Annotated in this window: 21 protein-coding genes; 9 read left to right on the top strand and 12 right to left on the bottom strand. The window is 72.6% G+C overall.

Features of this window, described 5'->3' with window-relative positions; genetic code table 11:
• Positions 1-7: 7 nt before the first annotated feature.
• The 3 genes from recQ to L0965_RS07450 all read right to left on the bottom strand — a co-directional run bounded on the left by recQ (position 8) and on the right by L0965_RS07450 (position 6314).
• On the bottom strand, positions 8-2152 hold the full coding sequence (recQ, locus tag L0965_RS07460; protein WP_101307018.1) for a DNA helicase RecQ: 2145 nt from the start codon (positions 2150-2152) through the stop codon (positions 8-10).
• A gap of 160 nt (positions 2153-2312) precedes the next feature.
• Positions 2313-4979: an RNA helicase gene (locus tag L0965_RS07455; RefSeq protein ID WP_101307019.1), complete on the bottom strand. Its 2667-nt coding sequence runs from the start codon at positions 4977-4979 to the stop codon at positions 2313-2315.
• 144 nt (positions 4980-5123) lie between these two features.
• The gene (locus tag L0965_RS07450; RefSeq protein WP_101307020.1) at positions 5124-6314 is read right to left on the bottom strand and encodes a glycoside hydrolase family 3 N-terminal domain-containing protein; all 1191 of its coding nucleotides are present in this window, start codon (positions 6312-6314) and stop codon (positions 5124-5126) included.
• Between the two features lie 100 nt (positions 6315-6414).
• Here L0965_RS07450 and L0965_RS07445 point away from each other — a divergent pair, with 100 nt between their 5' ends.
• From L0965_RS07445 to L0965_RS07415, 7 genes are all read left to right on the top strand, one after another.
• A complete protein-coding gene (locus L0965_RS07445) occupies positions 6415-6789 on the top strand; it encodes a GNAT family N-acetyltransferase (RefSeq protein ID WP_101307021.1) in 375 nt (124 codons plus the stop codon).
• Positions 6786-7799 (top strand): pirin family protein, encoded by a 1014-nt coding sequence (locus L0965_RS07440; RefSeq protein WP_101307022.1) that lies wholly within the window; start codon positions 6786-6788, stop codon positions 7797-7799. Before L0965_RS07445 ends, L0965_RS07440 begins: the two co-directional genes overlap by 4 nt.
• A gap of 48 nt (positions 7800-7847) precedes the next feature.
• The gene (locus L0965_RS07435; protein ID WP_060961104.1) at positions 7848-8408 is read left to right on the top strand and encodes an ECF transporter S component; all 561 of its coding nucleotides are present in this window, start codon (positions 7848-7850) and stop codon (positions 8406-8408) included.
• Positions 8409-8479: 71 nt separating this feature from the next.
• Positions 8480-10321 carry an ABC transporter ATP-binding protein gene (locus L0965_RS07430; RefSeq protein WP_234057970.1) on the top strand — a complete coding sequence of 614 codons (1842 nt, stop codon included), beginning with the start codon at positions 8480-8482 and terminating at the stop codon, positions 10319-10321.
• Positions 10318-11121 carry an energy-coupling factor transporter transmembrane protein EcfT gene (locus L0965_RS07425; protein ID WP_061781910.1) on the top strand — a complete coding sequence of 268 codons (804 nt, stop codon included), beginning with the start codon at positions 10318-10320 and terminating at the stop codon, positions 11119-11121. Before L0965_RS07430 ends, L0965_RS07425 begins: the two co-directional genes overlap by 4 nt.
• A 22-nt stretch (positions 11122-11143) precedes the next feature.
• The gene (locus tag L0965_RS07420; RefSeq protein ID WP_101307024.1) at positions 11144-12016 is read left to right on the top strand and encodes a siderophore-interacting protein; all 873 of its coding nucleotides are present in this window, start codon (positions 11144-11146) and stop codon (positions 12014-12016) included.
• On the top strand, positions 12016-12561 hold the full coding sequence (locus L0965_RS07415) for an ECF transporter S component (RefSeq protein ID WP_101307025.1): 546 nt from the start codon (positions 12016-12018) through the stop codon (positions 12559-12561). The genes L0965_RS07420 and L0965_RS07415 overlap by 1 nt, the downstream gene beginning before the upstream one ends.
• A gap of 16 nt (positions 12562-12577) precedes the next feature.
• Here the strand turns inward: L0965_RS07415 and L0965_RS07410 are convergent, their stop codons facing one another.
• The 3 genes from L0965_RS07410 to L0965_RS07400 all read right to left on the bottom strand — a co-directional run bounded on the left by L0965_RS07410 (position 12578) and on the right by L0965_RS07400 (position 15522).
• The gene (locus tag L0965_RS07410; RefSeq protein WP_101307026.1) at positions 12578-13003 is read right to left on the bottom strand and encodes a GIY-YIG nuclease family protein; all 426 of its coding nucleotides are present in this window, start codon (positions 13001-13003) and stop codon (positions 12578-12580) included.
• 173 nt (positions 13004-13176) lie between these two features.
• Positions 13177-14340 carry an acyl-CoA dehydrogenase family protein gene (locus L0965_RS07405; protein WP_060961109.1) on the bottom strand — a complete coding sequence of 388 codons (1164 nt, stop codon included), beginning with the start codon at positions 14338-14340 and terminating at the stop codon, positions 13177-13179.
• 153 nt (positions 14341-14493) lie between these two features.
• Positions 14494-15522, bottom strand: a complete 1029-nt coding sequence (locus L0965_RS07400) for a M15 family metallopeptidase (RefSeq protein WP_232783944.1) — start codon at positions 15520-15522, stop codon at positions 14494-14496.
• Between the two features lie 76 nt (positions 15523-15598).
• On the opposite strand from L0965_RS07400, the gene L0965_RS07395 reads away from it, so the two are divergent.
• The gene (locus tag L0965_RS07395) at positions 15599-16651 is read left to right on the top strand and encodes an Rv2578c family radical SAM protein (RefSeq protein ID WP_101307027.1); all 1053 of its coding nucleotides are present in this window, start codon (positions 15599-15601) and stop codon (positions 16649-16651) included.
• 54 nt (positions 16652-16705) lie between these two features.
• On the opposite strand, the gene L0965_RS07390 is transcribed toward L0965_RS07395, so the two are convergent.
• Positions 16706-19024, bottom strand: coding sequence for a DEAD/DEAH box helicase (locus tag L0965_RS07390; RefSeq protein ID WP_101307028.1), 2319 nt, complete (start codon positions 19022-19024; stop codon positions 16706-16708).
• 302 nt (positions 19025-19326) lie between these two features.
• Here L0965_RS07390 and L0965_RS07385 point away from each other — a divergent pair, with 302 nt between their 5' ends.
• A complete protein-coding gene (locus L0965_RS07385) occupies positions 19327-20406 on the top strand; it encodes a hypothetical protein (RefSeq protein WP_060960520.1) in 1080 nt (359 codons plus the stop codon).
• A 10-nt stretch (positions 20407-20416) separates the two neighbouring features.
• Here L0965_RS07385 and L0965_RS07380 read toward each other — a convergent pair whose 3' ends face one another.
• The 5 genes from L0965_RS07380 to L0965_RS07360 form a co-directional block, all read right to left on the bottom strand.
• Positions 20417-21052 carry a hypothetical protein gene (locus L0965_RS07380; RefSeq protein WP_101307029.1) on the bottom strand — a complete coding sequence of 212 codons (636 nt, stop codon included), beginning with the start codon at positions 21050-21052 and terminating at the stop codon, positions 20417-20419.
• Positions 21053-21061: 9 nt separating this feature from the next.
• Entirely contained in the window at positions 21062-24262 is a 3201-nt protein-coding gene (locus L0965_RS07375) for an efflux RND transporter permease subunit (RefSeq protein WP_061781907.1), read from the bottom strand.
• A 224-nt stretch (positions 24263-24486) separates the two neighbouring features.
• Positions 24487-24864 (bottom strand): fluoride efflux transporter CrcB, encoded by a 378-nt coding sequence (gene crcB / locus L0965_RS07370; protein WP_101307030.1) that lies wholly within the window; start codon positions 24862-24864, stop codon positions 24487-24489.
• Positions 24861-25295: a CrcB family protein gene (locus tag L0965_RS07365; protein WP_223848753.1), complete on the bottom strand. Its 435-nt coding sequence runs from the start codon at positions 25293-25295 to the stop codon at positions 24861-24863. Before L0965_RS07365 ends, crcB begins: the two co-directional genes overlap by 4 nt.
• A gap of 20 nt (positions 25296-25315) precedes the next feature.
• Positions 25316-26278, bottom strand: a complete 963-nt coding sequence (locus L0965_RS07360; RefSeq protein WP_101307031.1) for a DNA topoisomerase IB — start codon at positions 26276-26278, stop codon at positions 25316-25318.
• Position 26279: the final 1 nt, after the last annotated feature.

The raw sequence follows: 26279 nt of genomic DNA, 5'->3' as shown, positions 1-26279 counted from the left end.
ACGGTTCCTATGAACCTGCGATGACGGCGAGGACCGCCTCGCCGTACGCCTCGCGCTTCTTCGCCCCGATGCCCGTGATGCCTTCCAGCGCGGCGACGGATGCCGGGCGCTGCGCGGCCAGCGCCCGCAGGGTCGCATCGCCGAAGACGATGTAGGCCGGCACTCCCTGCTCCTTCGCCGCGCCGGCACGCCACGCGCGCAAGGCCTCGAACAGGTCGCGGTCGCCGTCGGCGACGGCATCCGCGGCGGGGGTCTTGCGTACCCGCGCCGCCCCGCCGCCCTTGCCGAGCACGTCGCGTCGCAACGGCACGGCGAGCTCGCCGCGCAGCACCGCCGCACCCTCCTCGCCGACGGCGAGCACGCCGTACTCGCCCCGCGCGACGATGATGCCGCGGGCGAGGAGCTGGCGGATCACGCTGCGCCAGTCCTGGTCGCTGAGGTCGGCTCCGAGCCCGTACGTCGCGAGGGCATCGTGACCCTGCTGGCGGATGCGCTCGGTCGACGCGCCGCGCAGGATGTCGACGAGGTGCCCGGCGCCGAACGCCTGGTTGCGCTCGCGCTGCAGGCGGACGATGGTCGACAGGAGCTTCTGCGCGGGCACGAGCCCGTCCCAGGTGTCGGGAGTGTCGAGACAGGTGTCGCAGTTGCCGCACGGCTCGGAGCTCTGACCGAAGTAGTTGAGGAGGTTCTGGCGGCGGCACGACACGGTCTCGCAGAGGGCGAGCATCGCGTCGAGGTGCTGGCCGAGGCGCATCTTGTACGACCGGTCGCCCGGTGACTGGTCGATCAGGCGGCGCTGCTGCACGACGTCGCCGAGGCCGTACGCCATCCAGGCCACCGCGGGCTCGCCGTCGCGGCCGGCGCGACCGGTCTCCTGGTAGTAGCCCTCGACGGACTTCGGCAGGTCGATGTGCGCGACGAAGCGCACATCGGGCTTGTCGATGCCCATGCCGAACGCGATCGTCGCGACCATCACGACGCCGTCGTCGCGGAGGAAGCGCTGCTGGTGACGCGCGCGGATCGCGGCATCCAACCCCGCGTGATACGGCAGGGCGTCGACCCCCTGCGTGCGGAGGTAGTCGGCGGTCTGGTCGACCGACTTGCGGCTGAGCGCGTAGACGATGCCGGCGGAGCCCGCCGGCTGCGCGCGCACGAACTGCAGCAGCTGCCGGCGCGGGTCGACCTTCGGCTCGATGCGGTACTGGATGTTGGGCCGGTCGAAGCTCGCGACGAAGTGGCGCGCGTCGGGCAGCTGCAGACGCTCGGTGATCTCCTGGTGCGTCGCGCGCGTCGCCGTCGCGGTGAGCGCCATGCGCGGCACGCCCGGGAACCGCTCGGCGAGGTCGCCCAGCGCGAGGTAGTCGGGGCGGAAGTCGTGGCCCCACTGGCTGACGCAGTGCGCCTCGTCGATCGCGATGACGCTCAGCCGACCGCGCTGCAGCAGCGCCGTCGTCGCGGGTGCGCTCAGCCGTTCGGGGGCGACGTAGAGCAGATCGAGCTCTCCGGCGAGGAAGTCCTGCTCGACGCCCGCGCGCTCGGCGGGGTTCTGGGTGGAGTTGAGGAACGCGGCGCGCACGCCGTTGGCCCGCAGGGCGTCGACCTGGTCGTGCATCAGGGCGATGAGCGGGCTGACCACGAGCCCCGTGCCCGGGCGCACGAGCGCGGGCACCTGGTAGGTGATCGACTTGCCGCCGCCCGTGGGCATGAGCACCACGGCGTCGCCGCCGGCCACGACGTGCGCGACGATGTCGGCCTGGTCGCCGCGGAACTCGTCGTAGCCGAAGACCTCCTTCAGGACGGCCTTCGGATCGGTCGACCGCGGCGGACGGGCGACCCCGGCCGCAGGCCGCGCTGCGGGGGCGTGGGCCGGGGCGGCGTGGGATGCCGCGGCGGAACGGCCGGCGGATGCCACGCCCCTCGGTGACGCGGAACGGCCGGCGGATGCCGCGCCCCGCGGCGGGGCGACATCGCCACGAGATCCTGGGCCCTCCGGCGACGCCGCGGTGTCACGCGTGGCGCGCGCGAGGGCACCGGCATACCCGTCGTACTCCGGCGGCGGCGGCACATCGAACTCGTCGGGCGGGGTCAGCTCATCGACATCCCACGGCACGTCCGCATACGGGTCGTCGTCGCGGTGGATCGATGCAGTCACCCGTCCAGGCTAGCCGCGGCATCCGACACCTCGTCCCCCTCCGTCGCCAGCACCCGCCGAGCCGCTACGCGCTGGCCGAGCCGCCATCGCACGTCCGTCCGCGCCGTGGCGGCTCGGGCAGGGCGTGGCGGCTCGCGGGAGGAAGCAAGAAGAGGGCGGGCTAGAGGCGGACGAGCTCGACGGCGCGGACCACGGCGGCGCCCTCCTCGACCGAGGCGCCGAGGTCGACCTCGGCGCGCAGGCGCCAGTCGTGATCGCCCTCGGGGTCGTCGATGGTCTGCTCGACGCGCCAGATGCCGGATGCCGCGGCATCCGCCCGGTCGATCGCGCACAGCCGGGGCGCGCGGGCCGGTCCGCCCGTGAGGATCTGGTCGTGCTCGTCGTAGTAGCGGTCGAGCGCGGCCGGCCAGTCGAGGTCGGGGTCGAGGGCGACCAGCGCGTCGTCGTCCTGCAGCGCCGCGAGCTGCACGCGCCGGAACAGCTCGTTGCGCACGAGCACCGTGAAGGCACGCTCGTTCGTGAGGATCGACGGGGGTGCGGGCGGCACCACGGGAGCGCCGTCCTCGGGCAGCACCGCCGAAGGGTCGACGAGCGCGGACCACTCGTCGACGAGACTCGAGTCCACCTGACGCACGAGCTCGCCGAGCCACTCGATGATGTCCATCAGCTCGTCGGTGCGCGCCTCCGCCGGGACGGTCTGGCGGATCGCGCGATACGCGTCGGAGAGGTAGCGCAGCACCAGCCCCTCGCTGCGCGCCAGCTGGTAGAAGGAGACGTATTCCGCGAACGACATGGCCCGCTCGAACATGTCGCGGACGACCGACTTGGGACTCAGCTCGAAGTCGCGCACCCACGGCTGACTCGACGCGAAGACCTCGAACGACTGCGCCAGCAGGTCGGCGAGCGGCTTCGGGTAGGTGATCTCCTCGAGCAGCGCCATCCGCTCCTCGTACTCGATCCCGTCCCGCTTCATGGCCGCGACCGCCTCGCCGCGGGCGCGGTACTCCTGCTGCGAAAGGATCGCCCGCGGATCGTCGAGCGTCGCCTCGATCACGCTGAGCACATCCAGGGCGTAGTGGCCGGTACCGATGCCACCCGCGGCGACGGCGGTCGCGCCGGCGCGACCCGAACTCCTCCAATCCGCACCCCGATCCCCCGGATCAGCCTCGACAGCGGCGGGAGCGCCCGCGGTGGAGGAGTTCGGGACGGCAGCGGCGCCGGGCCGCACGTCGTCGTCGGGCGAGAGCAGTTCGATGGCGGCGAGCGCGAACGGCGACAGGGGCTGGTTGAGGGCGAAGTTCGGCTGCAGATCGACAGTGAGGGCGATGCGCGGGCCGGATGCCGCGTCGCGGTCGACCTCGACGATCCCCGCGTCCACGAGCGTCCGGAAGATCGCGATCGCCCGTCGGGCGAGGGCGTAGCGGCGCTCGCGCGGCTCGTGGTTGTCGAACACGAGCGACCGGACGTTGCCGAAGACGTCGCCGCCGCGGCCGATGACGTTGATGAGCATCGCGGCCGTCAGCTTCAGCTGCGGCACGAGCGGCTCGGGCGGCGCCGCGATCAGCCGCTCGTACGAGCCCTCGCCCCAGCTGACGACGCCGGTGGGCGCCTTCTTGCGGACGATCTTCTTGCGCTTGGCCGCGTCGTCGCCGGCCTTCGCCAGCGCGACCGCGTTCTCGATCTCCCACTCCGGAGCCATCACGACGACGTTGCCGTGCGTGTCGTAGCCGGCGCGGCCGGCGCGACCGGCCACCTGATGGAACTCGCGCGCGCTGAGCTGGCGCATCTTCGTGCCGTCGTACTTGCTGAGCGCGGTGATCATGACGGTGCGGATCGGCACGTTGATGCCGACGCCGAGCGTGTCGGTGCCGCAGATCACCCGGAGCAGTCCGCGCTGCGCGAGCGTCTCGACGAGGCGGCGGTAACGCGGCAGCATCCCGGCGTGGTGCACGCCGATGCCCGCGCGCACCAGACGCGACAGCGTCTTGCCGAAGCCCGTGGTGAAGCGGAAGCCGCCGATCGCCTCCGCGATCTCGTCGCGCTGCGCGCGGGTGGTGAGGGTGACGGATGCCAGGGCCTGCGCGCGTTCAAGCGCGGCCGCCTGCGCGAAGTGGACGATGTAGACCGGCACCTCGCGCTCGTCGACGAGCATCGTCAGCACCTCGTGCACGGGGCGGCGCTCGTACGAGAAGTGCAGGGGCACCGGGCGCTCGACACCGGTCACGAGCGCCACGGGCCGCCCCGTCCGCCGCGCCAGGTCGTCGGCGATGGGCGTCACGTCGCCCAGGGTCGCCGACATCAGCAGGAACTGCGCCCGCGGCAGCAGGAGCAGCGGCACCTGCCACGCCCATCCGCGGTCGGGGTCGCCGTAGTAGTGGAACTCGTCCATCACGACCTGATCGACGGGGGCGTCACCGCCCTGGCGCAGCGCGATGTTGGCGAGGATCTCCGCGGTGCAGCAGACGATCGGGGCGTCGGGGTTGACGGACGAGTCGCCGGTGACCATGCCGACGTTCTCGGGACCGAAGATCTCGACGAGGGCGAAGAACTTCTCGCTGACCAGCGCCTTGATCGGCGCCGTGTAGTACGAGCGCCCTCCGGCGGCGAGACACGTCGCGTGCGCCGCGATCGCGACGAGCGACTTACCGGTGCCGGTCGGGGTCGAGAGGATGACGTTCGCGCCGGAGACCAGCTCGATGATCGCCTCGTCCTGAGCGGGGTAGAGCGTCAGCCCCCGCCCGGTCGCCCACGCGACGAAGCCCTCGTAGGCGGCATCCGCCGTCGCCTGCGCGGGCACGAGGTCGGTCAGTGCCGCGGCAGAGGTCATGTCCCGAGTCTGCCAGGCGCCGCCTCCGCTCGGTCACGCCGCCGGGATCGGCTCGCGCACCCGACACGACGACGGCGGATGCCGGATGCCGCTCACGCCGCCGCACCCCGCGACCCGGTCACCCCGCCGCACCCCGCACGCTGGTCACGGCCGCGCGGCTTTGGCGGCCAGCACGTGGCGCGCGGCGTCGTCGACGCGGGCTGCGAACACCGGGTCGGACTGGGCCTTCGCCAGCACGGCGTCGTACATGGCCGGGAAGACGGTGGGATCGGTCGAGGCCAACACGACGTCGATGCCCGCGGCGATGGCGAGCACGGCGCGATCGGCGGGACTCCAGGCCTGCACGGCCTGCGCCGCCGACAGATCGTCGGTCATGAGCATGCCCTCCGGGCCGACCTTCGCCCGTGCGAGGCCCACCACCGTCGGCGAGAACACCGCCGGCGCCGACGGGTCGAGGTTCTGATAGATCGCGCTCGAGACCATCACGCCCGCCGGCCCGCCCGCGAGCAGCGTGCCGTAGACGGCGATGTCGGGGCCGTCGGCGGTGACGGTCGTGTCGACGACGTCGGCCGTCGTGTCGGTGTTGGCGGTGACGTGCCCGAGTCCCGGGAAGTGCTTGAACACGGGCATCACGCCGGCCGCGCGCATGCCGTCCGCGAAGGCGCCCGCCTTCGCGGCGACGGTCGCCCCGTCGTAGCCGTACTGTCGGCCCAGCCCGCCGATGGGCGGGTTGTCGAACCGGGTCGCCGCGCTCGTGACGATGTCGGCGACCGGGGCGAGGTTCAGCGTCACGCCCGCGGCGGCGATCTGACCACCCCACGTGGTCGCCGCGGCGCGGAGCTGGTCGTCGGGCAGATCCGCCTGCCGGATCGCGTAAGGCATGTCGTCGAACCCGGGCCCCGTGAGCACCTGCACCTCGCCGCCCTCCTGATCTGTCGACACCCACAGGGGGATGCCGTCGGCATCCGCCGTCGTGAACGAACCGACCACCCCCGCCACGGCCTGGGCGCCCGCCTGCGAACGCCCGTGCAGGAAGATGCCGCCCGCGTGCCGGTCGACCACCGCCGAGAGCGTGTCGGGAGTGACGGCGTCGACCGCCGTTCCGACGATGAACAGCTGTCCGACGCGCTGGCGCAGGTCCAGTCCGGCCAGGGGGTCGGGGGTCGCGGTCGGCGCGGGGGTCGGCGCGGGCGTCGCGGTCGGGGTCGACGTCGGCGAGGGCGACGGGGACGGACCGTAGGCCCCGCATCCCGAGAGCAGGAGCGCGGTCGCCGCGACGACCGCTCCCGCGCAGACGAGGAGGCGCGGACGGCGGCGGGCAGAGCGGGGGGTCATGCCGCCATCCTCCCCGCTCGCGCCTCCCGGCGACAGCCCTGGCGGAACAGGCGACGACGCGCCTACGTTGGGGAGGACACATCGACCCGACAGGAGCGTCATGACCGACGACGTCCGCATCTCACGCAACGACGAGAAGGACCGCTACGAGATCCTCGTCGACGGCGACATCGCCGGCTACACCGAGTTCGAGGAGGATGCCGAGGGGCGTCTGGTCTTCCCGCACACCGAGATCGATCCGGCCTACGGCGGTCGGGGCCTCGGCACGAAGCTGGTCGCGGCGGCGATGGCGGACGAGGCCGCCCGGGGCGACGCGGTGGTGCCGGTCTGCCCGTTCATCGTCACCTACCTGCAGAAGCACGAGGTCCCCGGGCTGAAGGCGGTGTGGCGCGAACGCGACGTCGAGACGGCGGAGCACGCGTCGACGGCGGAGCCCACCCCGGGCGACGAAGGCGTGGGAACGCCGCGCGGATGACCCGCCTCGACGACGCCCCGCCCGACGTGGCCGGCCCGGCGGTCTGCGACGGTCCGCGGGCGTTGCTGCTGGAAGCCCGGGAGGTCCCGCTCGGCGGGGTGCGCGCCATGGAGGTGCACCGCAGCCTGCCGCAGCGGGCGCTGCCCCTGGTCGGCGCGTGGTGCTTCCTCGACCGGTTCGGCCCGCAGACGGCGCGCATGCGCGTCGAGCCGCATCCGCACATCGGCCTGCAGACGGTCACCTGGCCGCTCGTGGGCGAGGTGCGCCACCGCGACACCCTCGGCAGCGACGTCGTCGTGCGCCGCGGGGTGCTCAACCTGATGACCAGCGGCGCCGGCATCGCCCACTCCGAGTACTCGGTCGGCGAGGAGGCGGTGGCCCTCGACGCCCTGCAGCTGTGGGTCGCGCTGCCCGAGTCGCGCCGCCACGGCGCCGCCGCCTTCGAGCGCCACGACGACCTGCCCGTGACGACGATCCCCGACGCCGCCGGCGGGACGGGCGCCACCGCAACGGTCGTGGTGGGCTCGTTCGCGGGGGCGACCTCGCCCGCGACGATGTACACCCCGATCGTCGGCGCCGAGCTCCACCTCCCGGCCGGCTCCCGCGTCCGGCTCCCGCTCGAACCGTCGTGGGAGTACGCGCTGGTCGGCATCGACGGCACCCCCGAGGTGTGGGCGACAGCGGATGCCGCGACCGCCCTGCCCGACCAGGGCCTGCTGTACCTCGGCATCCACCGCGACGGCATCGAGGTCACCGCGGTGCGCGAGACGACGCTCCTCCTGCTGGGCGGGGAGCCGTTCGAAGCCGACATCGTGATGTGGTGGAACTTCGTGGCGCGGTCGCACGAGGAGATCGTCGCGGCGAGGGCGGCGTGGGAGGCCGAGGCGGAGGACGCCCCGACGCCCGCGCCGCAGGCGCGCTTCGGTCACGTCGTCGGGCACGGCGCCGAGCGGGTGCCCGCACCGCCGCTTCCCGCGGTGCGGCTGACACCGCGGCGGCGCAGCATCTGAGCATTTTTCCCGGCCTGAGCCCCGGGGACGCGCGGCTACGCTGGGATCGTGGCCCGAAACACCGTCCTGTCGACGCGCGTCCTGCTGGTGTGCGCGGCCATCGGTGTGGCCACCGGCATCCTCGGCGGCATCGCCGGACTCGTCACGCCGGTGGTGCTCGCGGTGCCCGGCCTCGCCATCGTCTACGGGCTCGTCCTCGGGGCGCACGTGCTCCCCGGGATCGTCGCGCAGGAGGTGCTGCGGCTGCCGCTCGTGGCCCTGCTCACGCACGTGCTCGCCGCGCTGGTCGCCAGCGCGTTCGCCCCCGTGTGGACGATGCGGTTCCTCGGCACGGCCCTGCTGTTCGGCGCCATCCAGGAGGGGGTCGCGGCCCTCACGCGCTATCGCGCCTGGGGAGCGTGGCGCTTCTTCATCTCCGCGGCGGTCATCGGCGTGCTCGTGGCGGTCGTCGTCTTCTTCGCGGCGCATCTGAGTGCCTACGCCCTGTGGGCCCAGATCGCCTACCTCGCCCTCTCCGTGTGCGGTCCCGTCGCGTGGACGGCGATCGGCCTGGGCGTCGGAGCCTCGCTGCGGCGCGCCGGCGTGGCGCGGCAGACCGTCCGGCGCTGACGACTGTTGGCCGCTGAGGTTAGGCTGGGCTAACCTGGGAGCGACCCTCTGCCCGACCGCTGGGATGATCCGTGACCTCTGCCGTCTTCGGAGCGGAAGCCGCTGCTCCCGCCGGCCGTGAGCCTGCTCCGCTGCTGCGCGTGCGCGATCTCGCGATCCGGCATGAGGGCGCGGATGCCGATGCCCCGGCATCCGCCACGTTCGACGTGGCGCGCGGTGAGGTGGTGCTGCTGCTCGGACCCAGCGGCGCCGGGAAGTCCACGCTGGCGCTCGCTCTCAACGGCCTCATCCCGCACGCCGTGCCCGCCGCCCTCTCCGGCACCGTCGAGGTCGCCGGGCTCGACACCGCCACGACGCCCGTGGCCCGGCTGAGCACGCACGTGGGCATGGTCTTCCAGGACCCGGACGCACAGCTGGTGACCGGCACGCTGCTCGACGAAGTGGCGTTCGGTCCCGAGAACCTGCGGCTGCCGGTGGACGAGGTGCTGACCCGGGCCGAGGAGGCGTTGCGCCGCGTCGGCCTGTGGGAGCGCCGCCACGAGAACCCCGACCGTCTGAGCGGCGGCGGCCGGCAACGGCTCGCGATCGCGTGCGCCCTGGCGATGGGCTCGCCCCTGCTCGTTCTCGACGAGCCCACGGCCAACCTCGACCCGCAGGGCATCGAGGAGGTCTACGCCGCACTGGGCGACCTCGTCGCCGCCGGCGACCGGGCGATCCTGCTGGTCGAGCACAACCTCGACGCCGTCGTGGGGATCACCGATCGGGTCGTCGTGCTCGACCACGTCGGGCGCACCGTTGCGGACGGCACCGTCGACGACGTGCTCCGCGCCCGCGCCGCCGAGCTGCACGAGATGGGCGTGTGGCTGCCCGTGTCGACCCTCGCCGCCCTCCGCCTGCGCGCGGCCGGCTGGACGCTCGACCCCCTCCCCCTCGAACCCGCCGAGCTGCACGCCGCCCTGGAGTCGGCCGACACATCCGCGGGCGGCGGTCTGCACGACTCCGCCTCGACGGCGGCCACCGCCGGCTCCAACCCCTCCGAAGGCCCGTCCAGGCGGAGTCGTGCAGACGATGCGGAGGCACCGGGCGCGGCATCCCCCGTCATCCGTGCGCGCGGGCTGCGCACGCGCCGCGGGCGCCGCGAGATCCTCCACGGCATCGACCTCGACGTCGACGCCGGCGCGTTCGTCGCGATCGTCGGCGCGAACGGCGCCGGCAAGACGACGCTCCTGCAGTCGCTCGCGGGAGTCATCCCCGTCCCGCGCGGGCAGGTCACCGTGGACGGCGTCGACGTGGGCCGCACCGACCTGCGCACCCTGTCACGGCGGATCGGCTTCGTCTTCCAGAATCCCGAGCACCAGTTCATCGCCCACACGGTGTACGACGAGCTCGCCCACGGCCTGCGCCGACAGCGGCTGCCCGAGGAGGAGGTGCGCGAGCGCGCGTTCGACGTGCTGCGCCGGTTCGGCCTCGAGGACAAGGCCGAGGTCCACCCGTTCCTGCTCTCGGGCGGCCAGAAGCGCCGCCTCTCGGTCGGCACGGCTCTGGTCGCGGGCGCACCGGTGCTCGCGCTCGACGAGCCGACGTTCGGTCAGGACCGCGCACGCGCCGACGAGCTGATGGGCCTGCTGAGCGACCTCAGCGCCGAAGGCACGACCATCCTCGTCGTCACCCACGACATGCAACTGGTCACCGAGCACGCGCACCGCACGATCGTCGTGGGCGACGGGCGCATCATCGCGGATGCCGCGACACCCGCCGTGTTCGCCGACGACGATCTGCTCCGCGCGGCGGGGCTGCGACAGCCTCCCCTGCGCCGCGCGTTCGCCGGCCTGACGCGGCATCCGTCCCTCGCCGGCGTCACCCGGCTCGCCGATCTGCCGGCGGCGGATGCCGCGGGGAGGGCGGCCCGGTGAGCGCGACGACCGTCGACCCCTGGGCCCGCGTCGACGCGGGCGGGCTCCTTGCGGGGCTGAACCCGCTCGCGAAGCTCGCGGCACCGCTGCCGGCGATGGTGCTCCTCGTCTTCGCGCGCGACCTCGCGACCCCGCTCGCATTCCTCGCCCTCGCCTGTGCGGTCATCCTCGCCGGCACCCGGATCACCCGGCGGATCGCGCTGCTGCTGCTCGTGGCGGTGCCGGTCGCGGCGATCGTGATCGGCCTGTCGATGAGCCTGTGGACCGATCCGGCGCGCGTCGGCGGCGACGTCGTCGCCCGGATCGGCGACTGGAGCCTCACGACCGGTGCGCTGACCGTCGGGTTCGCGACGGGTCTGCGCCTGGCGGCGATCGTCGCGCTCGCGCTCATCGCGGGGCTGACGACCACCGGACCCGATCTCGTGCGGGCGAGCGTGCAGCAGCTGCGGGTGCCGTACCGCATCGGCTACACCGCGCTGGCCGCGTTCCGCTTCGTCCCGAGGTTCGGGCACGAGCTCGACGTCATCCGCCAGGCCCACCGCGTGCGGGGGTCGCACGGCGGCCGCGGCCCCGTCGCCGCGCTCGCGCGCTGGTGGGGCTACCTCGTGCCGCTGCTGGCGGGCGCGATCCGGCACGCCGAGCGGGTCGCCCTCGCGATGGATGCGCGCGCCTTCGGCGCCCACCCCGACCGCACCGAACGGCACCTCGTCCCGTGGCGCCGACGCGACACGGTGTTCGTCGCCGTCTTCTGGCTGACCAGTGCCGTCATCCTCGTCGCCCTCTTCCCGTGGGCACCCTGATCCGTCGCAGAAAGGACGCCGCATGGCCCGCTCCTCACGCCTGACCAAGCCCGCCTCCCAAGACCTTCTCCGACTGGAGGTGGTCGCCGTCCGCCGCCTCGCCCCCCACTGGATGCGCGTCACGCTCGGCGGCGGCGACATCGGCCGGTTCGCGCCGCTGGGCTACGACCAGTGGTTCCGACTGTTCCTGCCGCACCGCAGCGACAGCGCGGGCGCGGGTCTGGAGCGCATCCCCGCGAAGGCGAACCGGATCTTCGGGTACCTGTCGTACCTGCGCATCCCGGAGGGCATCCGGCCCGCGATGCGCAACTACACGGTCCGCGCCTACCGCGCGAGCGGACCCAGCGGCGGACCGGAGCTCGACGTCGACTTCGTGCTGCACGGCTCCGGGCCGACCGCGGGTCCGGCGTCGCGCTGGGCCGCCTCCGCGACCGTGGGCGAGTCAGTCGTGATCATCGACGAGGGGCTGGGCTTCTCACCGGAGCGCGGCGTCGAGCGCGTCCTGCTGATCGCCGACGAGACGGGCGTCCCAGCGGTGTCCGGCGTGTGCGCGTCGCTGCCGTCCACCGCGACCGGCACCGTGCTGGTCGAGGCGCCGTCGGCGGAGGACGTGCTGGAGATCGACGCGCCCGAGGGCGTGGAGGTGCGGTGGCTGGTGCGGGATGCCGGGGCGCGCCCCGGAACGCTCGCTCTGAGCGCTCTGCGGCAGCTCGACCCTCCGGCATCCGATACGCATGTCTTCATCGTCGGCGAGCAGTCGCTGCCGGTCGCCGCCCGCCGCCACCTCGTCGCGTCGGGGCACCCGAAGGACCGGATCAGCTTCGTCGGCTACTGGCGTGCCGGGTCCGCATCGCCGACGCCGGCGGCGGAGCGCAGCGGCGCGGAGGAGCACTGATGGGCCGGGTCACGACCGCCTACCTGTTGACCTGCGCGGCCATCGGCGTGGCGGGAGGCGTCGTCCTCGCGGCGGGCTGGTGGCTGTCGCTGGCATTGTTCGCGACGCTGCCGTTCGTCTCGATCGGTATCGCCGGTCTCTGGGTGATCCCCGCCGTGGTCGCGCTGCGGCTGCTGCACCGCCCCGTCGCCGGCCTGCTGGTCGGACTCATCTCCGGCCTCGTGCTCGCGCCGTTCTTCACGATCTCGGCGGTGGCGACCACCCTGTTCTGGGCGTTCTTCCCGGAGCTGCCGTTCCTCCTGACGGCGTACCGCCGCTGGGCCACGTGGATGCACTACGCGGGAGCGATCGTCATCGGCATCGCCTACCCCGTCCTCGCCGCCCAGTCGTTCGACCTCTGGGCGATGTCGCCGGTCGCGCTCAGCGGCTTCATCGCGCTGTGCGTGGCATCCTGCGTGGGCGGCACGGCGATCGGGATCGTCATCGCCGACCGGCTGCGCGCCGCCGGGGTGGCACGCCTCGCCCGTCACCGCGCGGTGGCGTGATCGGTGCGGCCCGGCGTCAGCTGACCGCCTGACGCAGAGCGTCGGCCATCCACCGGGCGTAGCGGTGCCACGGGGGCACCGTCCCCGCGAGCTCGGCGGCGTGGGCCCGCAGCGCCGGCTCCGCGCGAAACCACTCGCCGCCTTCGCGCAGGTGCGCGAACTGCGCGTGCCGCGCGCGCTCGACAGCGCGCCCGCCGAGTTCGAACGCCAGCAGCTCCTGATGCCGGATCGCGGCGAGACGCCGCCGGGGCTCACGACTCGTGCCGATCTTGATGCGCTCTTCCCACCGCAGGTAGTAGACCACCTCGACGCGCGGGCGCGGCAGGTCGGGATCGGGACTGTCACCGAGCCGCCACCCGCACACCGGGCAGGTCGGGGTGCCGCCGGCATCCGCGGTCGGCTGCGCGAGCCCGCACATCACGCACCGCTGCGCCTCCGCCATGCCCGCACGCTACCCGCACCCGCCGACACCCCCGCCGCCCTCGCCCGCGCCTCGCCCGCGCCTCGCCCGCGAGAAACCATCCCCACAACGAGAAACCACCTGCGCACCGGTTTCTCGGTGCGCAGATGGTTTCTCGCGGCAGAGCGGATGCCGCGGCAGAGCGGATCTCGCAGTCAGCGCTTGCCGACGATCTGGCGCGACACGATGTCGCGCATGATTTCGTTCGTGCCGCCGTAGATGCGGTGGACGCGGGCGTCGAGGTAGGCGCGGGCGATCGGGTACTCGGTGATGTAGCCGTACCCGCCGTGCAGCTGCACGCCGGTGTCGAGCAGCTCCGCCTCGCGGTCGGTCGACCAGAACTTGACCTTCGCGGCCTCCTCGGCGGTGAGCTTCTTGTCCTTGTAGAGCATCATCGCGCGGTCGTTGTAGGTCCACATGACGTCGACCGTCGTGGCCATGTCGGCCAGCAGGAACCGCGTGTTCTGGAAGTCGGCGATCCGCTCGCCGAACGCCTCACGGCTGAGCACGTAGTCGCGCGTCCAGACGAACGCGGCCTCGCCGGCTGCCGCCGCGGCCACGCCGATCGACAGGCGCTCGAGCGGGAGGTTCATCATCAGCTGGATGAAGCCCAGCCCCTCCTTGCCGCCGATGAGGTTCGCCTCCGGGACGAAGACGTCGGTGAAGCTCAGCTCGGCGGTGTCCCACCCGTGGAAGCCCATCTTCTCGAGCTTCTTGCCGTGGTCGAAGCCCTCCATGCCGTCCTCGAGGATCAGCAGGCTGAAGGCATCCGGACGGTTGCCCTCGCCGGTCTTCACGAACGTGACGACCATGTCGGCGGTCTTTCCCGAGGAGATGAAGGTCTTCGCGCCGTTGACGAGGTAGCCGCCGTCGACCTTCTTCGCCGTGGTCTTGATGCCGCGCAGGTCGCTGCCGGCGCCGGGCTCGGTCATCGCGAGCGCGCCGAGGATCTCGCCGGTCGCCATCCCCGGCAGCCACTTCTCCTTCTGCTCCTGCGTCCCCATGTGCACGATGTACGGGACGGCGAGGTCGTCCTGGATGCCGAAGGCCCCGGCGAGCGAGCCCTGGCCGGCCCCGATCGTCTCCTCGAGCACGATCGCGCGGAAACGGTAGTCCTGCAGCATCCCGGCGCCGCCGAACTCCTCCGGCACGCTCAGACCGATGATGCCGGCCTCGCCGGCGGCGAGCATGGTGGCGCGGTCGATCTCCCCGTCCGCCTCCCACTGCTTGCGCTTCTCCTCGGTGGCGAAGCGCTTGAGGAACTCCTTGACGACGTCGCGGAACGCCTCGTGATCCTCGTCGTAGATGTCGCGCTCCATGGTGCGCCCGTCCTCTCGTCGTCGAGTGTCGAATCTGCGGGACGCGTCGCGATGAACGACGGATGCCGGTGGCATCGCATCCCAGCATCCATGGTACTGGGTTTCATGTCGGTGGCGACAGGACGACCCTCGCGCGACGGCGACCCCGCGCGATCAGTAGTCGGGGGCGGCCGGCAGCCCGAAGAAGTCCTCGAGCGTGTGGAAGCCGCCCTCGTGGTACGCCTTCGCGAGCTCGGGGCCGATGTAGCGCAGATGCCACGGCTCGGCCTCGTACCCCGTGGTGGCGGTGTAGCCGCTCTCGTAGCGGACGATGTAGCCGAACCGCCACGCGTTCTCGGCGACCCAGGCGCCCTGCGGCGTCCCGCCGAACGCTTCGATCGCGCCGCAGCCGCCGTCGCAGGCCGCCACGTCGGTGGCGAGTCCGGTCTGGTGCTCGCTGAAGCCGGGCCGCGCGCTCTGCTGGTCGGCGGCGGCGCGACCGAGGGTGTTCACGTAGCCGTTGTAGGTGCGTGTCTGCGAGGCGAACGAACGGTAGGCGCTGTTGAGGCCGATCGCCCCCGCGCCCTCGTTCGCCGCCGCCGCCACGAGCGCGGTGAGCGCCTCCGCCGCCGCGGGCTGCAGCCGGCCGTCGACGGTTCGCTGCATGTCGGCGGGGGCGACGACCGAGGTCGGCTCGACGTCGATCGGGTTCAACGGGCGCTGCTTGTCGACGACGATCCACAGCCGGTGCGGGTCGCCGAGATCGATGCAGGGCGCTGCCCCCGACACGACGGCGGCGCGGAAGGCGGCGCCGCCTCCGAAGGCGGTGATGACGTCGGCATCCCTGCCCTCGGCGAGCGCCGACGAGACCGCGGGATCGTCGCAGGATGCCGCGGCCACCCCGCTCTGCGCGGGCACGGGCAGGCCGGTCGCGGGCGTACCCGACCCCGCCCCGTCCGGCAGCGCGACCGCGTCGGTGGGCGCCATGACGCCCGCGGCACCGCCCTCGGGCGCCGTGGCAGCGCCTCCGGGACGCGTCAGCGCGATGACGACGACGAGCACCACCAGTGCCGCGAGACCCGCCAGCACCACGAGACCGCGGCGCCCGACGGCCGGCATCGACCGACGCGCGGGCGACGCCGGCGCCGCCTCGGCGGCGAGGCGCGCGGCGCGTCGGCTGGTCGGCTGCTCGGGTTGCGGCACCCGCCCATTCTGCCGCGCCCGGCCGAGAGGACGGTGCGCATTGCACAATCATCGAATCTATGTTCGTATATCAGGCATGCGCTGGCGTGGACAAAGCATCGATTCGACGGATGCCGCAGCCCTGCCCGGCCTCGAGACGCGGGAGGGACTGGTCCGCACCGTGACCACCCCCGAGTTCGCGGGCATGACCTTTCACGAGGTCGCCGCGAAGTCGGCGCTGAACCATGTGCCGTCGGCATCCGCGATGCCGTTCGACTGGACCGTGAACCCCTATCGCGGGTGCAGCCATGCGTGCTCGTACTGCTTCGCCCGCAACACCCACACCTATCTCGACCTCGACGCCGGACGTGACTTCGACGAGCAGATCGTCGTGAAGGTCAACGTCGCCGAAGTGCTGCGACGCGAGCTCGCCGCGCCCTCGTGGGGGCGGGAGCCGGTCGCGCTCGGCACCAACACCGACCCGTACCAGCGGGCCGAGGGGAGATACCGGCTCATGCCGGAGATCATCGACGCGCTCGCGGCGAGCCGGACGCCGTTCTCGGTGCTGACCAAGGGCACGCTCCTGCGCCGTGACCTGCCGCTGCTCGCGGAGGCCCGCCGGCGCGTGCCGGTGCACCTGTCGATGTCGATCGCCATGCCCGACGAGCGCCTGCGGCAGACGCTCGAAGCGGGCGCCCCCACCTTCCAGGCCCGGCTCGACACCGTGCGGGCGGCCACCGACGCGGGCTTCGCCGTGACCGTGTTCCTCATGCCGATCGTGCCGCATCTGACGGATGCCGTGGCGGTGCTCGACGACGCGCTGGCGCGCATCGCGGCATCCGGAGCCGTCCGCGTCGTCTTCGGAGCGCTGCACCTGCGGCCCGGAGCCCGCGAGTGGTTCTGGCAGTGGCTCGAACGGGAGCACCCCGAGCTGGTGCCCGCGTATCGGGGGCTCTACCCCGGCGCCAGCGTGTACGCGCCCGTCGGCTACCGGAAGTGGCTCGCGGCGCGGGTCCGGCCGCTGCTGCGGCGACACCGGCTCACGGGCGGTCCGGAGGAAGAAGTCGAGACCCGGCCGGCGCGACCGGGGCCCGTGCGGACCACGGCGCGGGCCGCGGCATCCGCCGCCGCCCCGGCGATGCTGTTCTGACCACACGCCGGAGGGGCCGCGACGCGAACGTCTCGGCCCCTCCGGGTGCGGGTGTCAGCGGTCGACGTGCGCGGCCTGCCGCCCGGACAGCTCCTCGATCACGTCGTCGCCGGGACGGGCGTCCTCGAACGGCGCGTCGATCTCGGCGCGGTCGAGCATCTCGGTCATGCGCCGGCGGCGCTGACGCGGGATGAGCGTCACGACGGTGCCGGAACGACCCGCGCGACCGGTGCGACCGGAGCGGTGCAGGTACGTCTTGTACTCGTCGGGCGCGTCGGCCTGGATGACCAGGTCGATGTCGTCGACGTGGATGCCGCGCGCAGCGACATCCGTCGCCACCAGCACGCTGACGCGGCCCGAGGTGAGCCGCTCGAGGTTGCGCGTGCGCTTGCCCTGGTTGAGGTCGCCGTGGAGGGCGACCGCGTGGATGCCGGCGTCATCGAACTGCTCGGCGAGCATCTCGGCGTACGCACGGGTGCGGGCGAACACGAGCGTCTTGCCGGCGCGGTCGACGAGCGAGGTGAGGATGTCGGCCTTGTCGCGGTGGTCGATGACGAGCACGCGGTGGTCGATCGTGCCGGAGTCCTGGTCCTCGCCGGCGACCTCGTACACCGCCGGGTCGACGAGGAACTCATCGACGAGCGCCGCGACCTCGCGGTCGAGGGTCGCCGAGAACAGCAGCTTCTGCGCGTCGGGCTCGACCAGACGGAGGATCCGCTGCATCGGCTCGAGGAAGCCGAGCTCGCTCATGTGGTCGGCCTCGTCCAGCACGACGACGCCGATCTCGGACAGGTCGAGCTTGCCCTGCTCCTGCAGGTCTTCGATGCGGCCCGGGGTGCCGATGATGATGTCGACGCCCTTCTTGAGCGCACCGACCTGGCGCGCCTGGGGCACACCGCCGTAGATCTGGGTCGTGAACAGGCCGACGCTGCGGGCGATCGGCTGGATCGTGCGGTCGATCTGCAGTGCGAGCTCGCGCGTCGGGGCCAGGATCAGCGCGCGGGGGCTGCGGCCGAACGCGCGGCGCTTGCCGGCCTGGCTGCGCAGCACCGACTCGACGAGCGGGGCACCGAAGGCGATGGTCTTGCCCGAGCCGGTGCGGCCGCGCGCGAGCACGTCCTTGCCGGCGAGGATCGGCGCGATCGTCGCCGCCTGGATCGGGAACGGCGCCGCGGCGCCCAGCTCGGCGAGCGCCCGGACGATGTTCTCGCCCAGGCCGAGGCCGGCGAAGCTCACGTCCGCGACCTCTTCGGCCTGCACGGCCTGCGCCTGCAGCTTCTCGTGCACGACGTCGGCGTGCGCCTCGTAGGCCTTGCGGGCCGCGGCATCCTTCGCGTCGGCGTTCCAGTCCGCACGGTTGCCGCCGGTGGCGCGAGCCGGGCGGTCGTCGCGGCGGGGGCGGTCGTCGCGGGCCGGGCGGTCGTCGCGGCGGGGGCGGTCGAAACTCCTCCGATCCGTGTCGCGCGAGCCGAAAGCAGGCCGCTCACGGCGATCCCCGCCCGACATGGAGGAGTTGCGGCCGCGGTCATCGAACGACCGAGCCGGGCGGTCATCACGACGCGGGCGGTCATCGAACGAGCGAGCCGGACGGTCGTCGCGGCGCGGGCGGTCATCGAACGACCGAGCCGGGCGGTCATCACGACGCGGGCGGTCATCGAACGAGCGAGCCGGACGGTCGTCGCGGCGCGGGCGGTCATCGAACGACCGGGCGGGCCGGTCGTCGCGGCGGGGGCGGTCGAAACTCCTCCGATCCTCGTCGCGAGAGCCGAAACCAGGCCGCTCACGGCGATCCCCGCCCGACGTGGAGGAGTTACGGCCACGGTCATCGAACGACCGAGCAGGCCGGTCGTTACGACGCGGCCGGTCGTCGAACGACCGGGCCGGCCGGTCGTCGCGGCGCGGGCGGTCGAAACTCCTCCGATCCGTGTCGCGAGAGCCGAAAGCAGGCCGCTCACGGCGATCCCCGCCCGATGTGGAGGAGTTACGGCCACGGTCATCGAACGACCGAGCCGGGCGGTCGTCACGACGGCCACGGTCATCGAACGACCGAGCCGGGCGGTCATCACGACGCGGGCGGTCATCGAACGACCGAGCCGGGCGGTCGTCGCGGGCCGGGCGGTCGCCGTGGGCGCGGGAGCGGATGCCGCGCGCCTCGTCGCGGCCGGCGCGCTCCTGGGCGCTCCAGCGCTGCTTGGGCGCCGCGTCGGTCGCCTCGGCGGCGCGATAGCCGCGGTGGCCGGGGCTCTTGCTGCCGGGCTTGCCGGCAGAGGACTGACCGGGACGGCGCTTCGCGTCCTGGTAGCTGGTCTTCGCGCCGTAGCGCGGCTCGAAGTTCTGGGCGCGGCCGCCGGCCGGCTTCTTGCTCTTGGGCATGGTGTTCTTCCTGGGTTTTCTCGCGCGAGAACAGCGCCTCCGCGCCGAAGGAGTCCCCCACGACGCGATGGTCGAGGAGATCGGGGCGGCGGGCGACCCGGTGGTCCGGGGGCCATTCACAGTGATGGTCATGTGCGCCGAGCGGCGCTCACCATCGGCCCCTTGGACTCACAAACCCACCCGCGCCGCAGCGCGGTGTCCAGAGCCGACCGCACCACTGTATCGGTCACACCTGTGAGAGCGCCGGTCGGGTCCGGCCACGCCGGGATCGCGGCCCGCCGGCGGCCCCCTACACTGGCGCCATGACCGCAGCGGAACCCACCCGATTCCCCGCCGCCACCGACGCCGATCGCGCCCCCGCGCCCTCGTTGCGCGTCGAGGCGGAGGCCCTGCTCGCCGCGGCGATCGCCGCCGTCTCCGGCGGCGTCGTCGGGCTCATCGTCGGACTGCTCGGCATCGGCACGCGCCTGTGGGGCGACGGGAGCATCGCCGGCTGGGCGGCGGCCGGGGCGGGCCTCGCGGCGGGCGTCAGCTCCGCGCTCGGCTATTGGCGCGCCCGCACCACCGACGGTCAGGAGTGGCGGCGCAGGATCGCGAGCTGGCGCTACGTGGTGTCGACGGCATCCGTCGTGATCGCGCACGGCGCCCTCGCGGCGATCGGGACCGTCGCGCTGTTCGCCGTGCTCTCGCGCGCCTTCATCGACGTCGAGCTCACCGCGTTCTGGACGACCGTCCTGGCGGCCACGGCGACGGGCCTGTCGGGCTGGCTGAGCTACCTCTCCGCCTCGCGGATGACGACCCAGCGCCTCACGACGCTGCTGGTCACCTTCATCGGGATCGGGACGCTGGCGGCCATGATCACGACCTCCGACCCGCTCTGGTGGACCTACCACTTCAGCCAGCTGGGCACGTTCGGCGACATGTCGAGCTTCCTCTTCAACGGCACGCTCGTCGCCGGAGGCCTGCTCGTGACGACCTTCACGCTGTACGTCTCCCACGACCTCGCCGCGCTGGGCGAGGCGCCGCGCGGCATCCGTGTCGTCGGCACGGCGCTCGCGATCATGGGCGTCATGCTGGCCTGCGTCGGCATCTTCCCGGTCAACGTGAACATGCTGCTGCACAACCTGTCGGCGTCGGGCATGGCCCTGATGTTCCTGCTGCTTCTCGTCGGCGGCCCGTGGATCGTGCGACGGATGCCGCGCGCCTACTTCCTGGCGTCGTGGGCGTTCCTCGCCGGCCTGGTCGCCTCGATCGCACTGTTCGCCACGGGCTACTTCGGGCTGACGGCCTTCGAGATCATCGTGTTCGCGCTGATCTTCGGGTGGCTCGCCGTCTTCATCCGCTTCATGGTGGTCGCCGATCAGCCCGATCCGCGCGGCTGAGGCGCCCCGCTCACCCCGCGTTGGCGGCCCGCAGGGCGGCCACGACGGCGGGGAGGTAAGCGGACTGCATCGCCGCTTCCTTGCTGTTGCCGACGATCGCCAGCCACGTCGTCCCCTCGAACGCATAGCCGACCGCCCCGTCGGCGATCTCACCGTGCACGGCTGAAGTGAAGACCGTGGCGTCGTCGATCGCGGCCTCGGTGTACCCGTCGGCGGTGCGCAGCGCACTCACGAGTTCGTCGCGCACCTCGGCGGGCAGCTCGAGCACGGCCGCGTGCACGCCACCGTCCGAGCCGCCGCGGACGCCCCATCCGCAGTCGACGGCACGCTCTGCCTTCTCGACTGCTGAGCGTGCCACCGGGCCGGGAAGAACCTGCCCGATGGTCCATCCACCGCCGTCGGTGTACCCGACGACGTCCGTCGAGAAGTTCTGCTGCAGCAGCTCGATCGGGATCAGGTCCTCGCAGCGGGGGAAGACGGCCGCGGCGGCCGCGGCCGCGGTCGGCGTCGGCGTCGGCGCGGCCGCGGCGCCTTCATCGCTGGCCGTGGCCGGCGCCGTGGAGGTGGCCGCCGGGACGCTCGCGGCGCACCCGGCCAGTGCGACGCCGAGGGTGAGGACGGCGACGCCGAGGAGTCGGGAACGCATGACCCGACTCTACTTCCCGCGCAGCGCGCGGCGCGGGTGCAGCGCGGCGGCACCGGATGCCGGGGCGACGGGGTCCGCACCGGCATCCGCGGCCGCCTCGTGGCCGCCGTCTGCGGCTCCCCGGCGGGCGGCCCGGCGCTCGCGGGCCCCCTCGACGAGGTTGTAGAGCGTCGGCAGCACCAGCAGCGTCAGCACGGTCGAGGAGACGAGGCCGCCGATCACGACGATCGCGAGGGGCTGCGAGATGAAGCCGCCGTGGCCGGTGATGCCGAGCGCCATCGGCGTCAGCGCGAAGATCGTCGCGAGCGCCGTCATGAGGATGGGTCGCAGGCGTCGCGAGCCGCCCGCGACGGTCGCGTCATGGGTGCTGAGCCCCTTCTCGCGGTACTGGTTGACGAGGTCGACGAGCACGATCGCGTTGGTGACGACGATGCCGATCAGCATCAGCACACCGATGAGCGAGGCGACGCCGAGCGGCACGCCGGTGGCGATCTGCAGGAGGATCGCACCGGTCGCCGCGAACGGCACCGACACGAGCAGCAGCAACGGCTGGCGCAGCGACTTGAAGGTCGCGACCATGACGATGTAGACGATCAGGATGGCCGCGAGCATGGCGAGACCCAGCTGTCCGAAGGCATCCGTCTGCTGCGTCACGACACCGCCGACCTTCGCGTCGGCCCCCGTGGGCAGATCCAGGCCGGTGAGGGCCGTGCGGACGCTCGCCGACGCGGTGTTGAGGTCGTCGGTCGACGGAGTGACCGTCACGGTCGCGGTGCGCTGGCCGCGCTGGGTCGTGATGGAGGTCGGACCCTGGCTCTGCTCGACGGTGGCGACCTGGTCGAGACGCACGAGGCCGTTGGCCGAGGCGATCTGCAGGCCCTTGAGCTCGTCGATCGTCTGCGGCACGGTCGCCGCCTGGAGGTAGACGGTGAGCGAGGTGCCGTCGATCTCGACCGCGCCGATCTGACGCGGCTGCATCGTGTTGGAGACGAGCCCGCCGACGGCGACCTCCGACAGCCCGAGCTGGGCGGCCTTCGCGCGGTCGACGGTGACGGCGACGTACGGGAGGGATGCCGAGAGGTTCGAGGTGATCTGGCCGATGCCGTCCTTGCCCTGCAGCCCGGCGACGACCGCGTCGGTGGCCTTCTGGAGCGCGTCGGCGGACGGGGCGGTCACGTCGACCTCGACGTTGCTCGAGCCGAATCCGCCCTGACCGGAGGAGATCGTGACGGTGCCGACGTCGCCGAGTCCGGCGATCGCCTTCTCGACCTCGTCGCGGACGGTGAGCTGGTCGGCCCCCGTGTCGGTCGTGACCGAGTAGGTGATCCCGGTGCTGCCGCCGCGGAAGGCGTCGCGCACCGCCGATCCGCTGGAGCCGATCGAGGTCTGCACCGTGGTCACGCCGGCGACGCCCTTCACGGCGGTCTCGACCTTCTGCGCCGCGGCGTCTTCGGCGTCGAGGCTCGGCGCCTGCCCGACCTGCTGCGTGATGGTGAAGGTGTTCTGCCCGCTGTCGCCGAGGAAGTTCGTCTTCATGAGGGGCGCCGCCGCGGCGGTGCCCCCGAGCACGAGCACGGCGAGCAGCAGCGTGACCCAGGAGTGCTTCAGCGTCCAGCCGAGGATGGGCAGGTAGCCCCGCTGCAGGCGGGACGGGGGCGCTGCGGGGTCTTCCGGGTCGATCGGGTCGCCCTCGGCGTCGCGCACCGGCTTTCCGGGCCGCAGGAACCAGTAGGCGAGCACCGGCACGATGGTCAGCGCCACGAACAGCGAGGCGGCCATCGCGATGGTGACGGTCATCGCGAACGGGCGGAACAGCTCGCCGGTCACGTCGCCCACGAAGGCGATCGGCAGGAAGACGGCGACCGTCGTGATGGTCGAAGCGGTGATCGCGGCGGCCACCTCGCGGACGGCGAGCAGGATCGAGGCGAGCTTGTCGGCCCCCTCGACGTAGTGGCGCTTGATGTTCTCGATCACCACGATGGAGTCGTCGACGACGCGGCCGATCGCGATCGTCAGCGCCCCGAGCGTGAGGATGTTCAGCGAGTAGCCGAACGCCTGGATGCCGACGAAGGTGATGAGAACGCTCGTCGGGATCGAGATCGCCGTGACGAGCGTCGAACGCACCGACAGCAGGAACACGAGGATGACGAGCACGGCGAAGACGAGTCCGAGCAGGCCCTCCTGCGCGAGCGACTCGATCGACTGCTCGATGTAGGGCGCCTGGTCGAAGACCACGGTGAACGACGCGTCGCCGCCGATGTCGCTCTGCAGGGTGGGCAGCAGCGCGGTGACGGCACGGCTGACGTCGACCGTGTTCGCCGCGGGAAGCTTGGTGATGGAGATCGTCAGGGCGGGCTCGCCGTTGACGCGCGAGATCGAGGTGACCGGGTCTTGCGCCAGCGCCACGGTCGCCACGTCGCCGACGGTGAGCGCGCCGCTGGCGAGGGCGCCCTCGAACTGCGCCGCGGACGTCGGCACGAGCGGCAGCGCCGCGATCTGGTCGACGGAGGTCAGCTTGCTCCCCGTCTGCACCGTGAGCGTCTGGTCGCCCTCCGTGACGGTGCCGCCGGGGAAGAGCACGCCGTTCTGTGTGAGCGCGTCGGTCAACGCCGTCTGCGTGAACCCGGCCGCGGCGAGCTTCTGCTGGTCGGGGGTGATCGTCACGCGCTGCCCCTGGCCGCCGACGATGGAGGCCGCGCTGACGCCCTTGACGTCCTCGAGGTCGGGGATCGTGGTCGCCTGCAGCTTGGCCTGGATGGTCTTCTCGTCGCTGTAGCCGGTGACGGCCAGTGCGATGACGGGGAGATCGTCGATGGAGAACGACACGACGTTCGGCTCGACGCCGCTGGGCAGATCGGACTTGATGCGGTTGATCGCCTGGAGGATCTTCTGCTCGGCGGTGGCCAGATCGGTGCCGTAGGTGAAGGAGGCCTGGATGATCGAGGCGTTCGTCGTGCTCGTGGCGGTCGTGGACTCCAGGCCCGGGATGCCCTGGATCGCGGACTCGATGGGCGTCGAGACGTCGTTGTTGACGACGTCGGGCGACGCGCCCGGGTAGGTCGACAGGATCGACAGCTGCGGGAACTCGACCGAAGGGATGAGCTCCTGTTTGAGGCTCGTCAGGGCGAGGCCGCCGAAGATCGCCGCGACGATCGTGATCAAGGCGATGAGGGCCCGGTTCTTCAGGCTCAGTACGGCGAGATGCGACACGGGAACCCTTGCTCTCCAGACGGGCGCGCACGAGAAGCTCGATACACGCGTGTATCGGCTTCATTGTCGCACGCGCGCTGGTTCCGATCCGCGCACCGCCACCGTCCCGATCTGCAAGGGCGCCCCGTCGACGCGCCGCCTCGGCGACGGATGCCGCGGCGCGTCGCTCGGCATCCCTTGCACATCGGCACGGACGCCGGCCGGGCCGCCGCGGGAGCGCCGGGTCAGCGGGGGAAGAGGCCCCCGAGGAGCAGGCCGAGGGCCGCGGCGGCGAGCGAGAGCACGAGCGTGCCGAGGAGGTTGATCCACGCCCAGTCGCGGCGTCCCCGCTCGGCGAGCAGCGCCGTCTCCGTCGAGACCGTGCTGAAGGTCGTGAAGCCGCCGAGCACCCCGACACCCAGGATGCTCATCCACACCGGTGCGACCGACGTGCCGAGTCCCGTCAGCAGTCCGAGGAGGAACGACCCCAGCACGTTCACCAGCAGGATGCCGACGGGGAACGCCCCCGACCGGCCGCGCATGACCGCGGCATCCATCAGATAGCGCGCCCCCGCCCCGAGCCCGCCGCCGACGATGAGCGCCGCCACCTCGACCGCGCTCATTCCGCGTCCTCGGGCCGCTCGATCTCGCCCGGGCGGTCCGCGAGGCGACGGCCGACGGCGAGACCCGCGACGGCGGCGAGCACCCCGCCGAACAGCGAGACGACGATGAGCGCGATGCCGACGAACGGCGAGGCGGTCGCCGTCGTCACGGCCTGGACGGCGAAGGCGCTGTAGGTGGTGAACCCGCCCATGACCCCTGTGCCGAGGAAGAGTCGTGCGCGTGGATGCCGATCCGCCAGCCATCCGACGATGACGCCGAGCAGCAGCGAACCGATCAGGTTGACGACGAGGGTCGCGGCCGGGACGACGAGCGGATGCAGGCCGGCGGCGGTCAGCGGCACGACGACGACCGCCCGCAGCGCCACGCCGACCATGCCGCCGGCGATCACCAGCAGCAGAGCGACGAGCGAGAACCGGCGGGCGGGGGGCACGTCCGCAGACTAGCGCCGGCTCACGAGGCGAGGAGGGCGCGGATCGCCGATTCCGGGGAAATGGAGGTGTCGAGCAGGACCCCGCGTCGGTAGCGGGCGAACACCCGCGGGTCGATGTACGAGCTCTTGGCGACGGCGGGCGTGTTGCCCAGAGCCGTGGCCGTCGCTCTGACCGCGAGGACCTCGGCGCGCTTGCGATCGGTCTTCGTCGACGTCGGACCGATGCGGGCGAGGGCGTCGGCGGCGAGGATCGTGCCGCGGAGGGTGCGGAAGTCCTTCGCGGTGAAGCTTCCGCCGGTCATCGCCCGCACGTACGCGTTCACGTCCTTCGGCGTGAGCGCGACCCGGCGACGCCCGCGCGCGTAGGCCAGCAGCGGCGCCGCGGGCCGCCCCGCCGCGAGGAGTCCGACCACCACGGCGAGGTCGGCGTCATCGACGTCGAGGCGCTGCCGTTTGCCGCTCTTGCCGGGAAAGCGCAGGCTCGTGACGCTGCCGTCGACGAGGGCGTCGCGTCGTTGGAGCGTCGTGAGCCCCCGGCTCCCGTGGGCGGAGAAGTACCGCTCGCTGCCCACGCGCGGCGCCGCCTGATCGAGGAGGCGGAAGGCCGTGGCCAGCACCCGCTCCCGGTCGAGATCGTCGCGGCGCAGGGATGCCGTGACGCGGCCGCGCGCATGCGGCAGACGCTCGGCCAGCTCGAGCGCGCGAGCGTACTTGCCCTTGTCGCGACGGGTCGACCAGTCCGGATGGTAGAGGTACTGCATCCGGCCCGCCTCGTCCACGCCGGTGGCCTGGATGTGCCCGTTGGCCGCCGCCGCGATCCACACATCGCCCCAGGCCGGCGGGATGACGAGCGCCCGCACGCGGTCGCGCTCGGCGGCCGGGAGGGGCGACCCGTCGGCATCCACGTAGCGGAATCCCGTGCCCGAGCGCACGCGTCGGTAGCCGAGGTCGCGGCCGGGCCGGACCCTTCGAAGGCGCGCCACC

The organism is Microbacterium sp. NFH-22A-Y, from assembly GCF_021401375.1.
Taxonomy (GTDB): domain Bacteria; phylum Actinomycetota; class Actinomycetes; order Actinomycetales; family Microbacteriaceae; genus Microbacterium; species Microbacterium hominis.
This window is presented reverse-complemented; position numbering and strand designations above follow the sequence as displayed.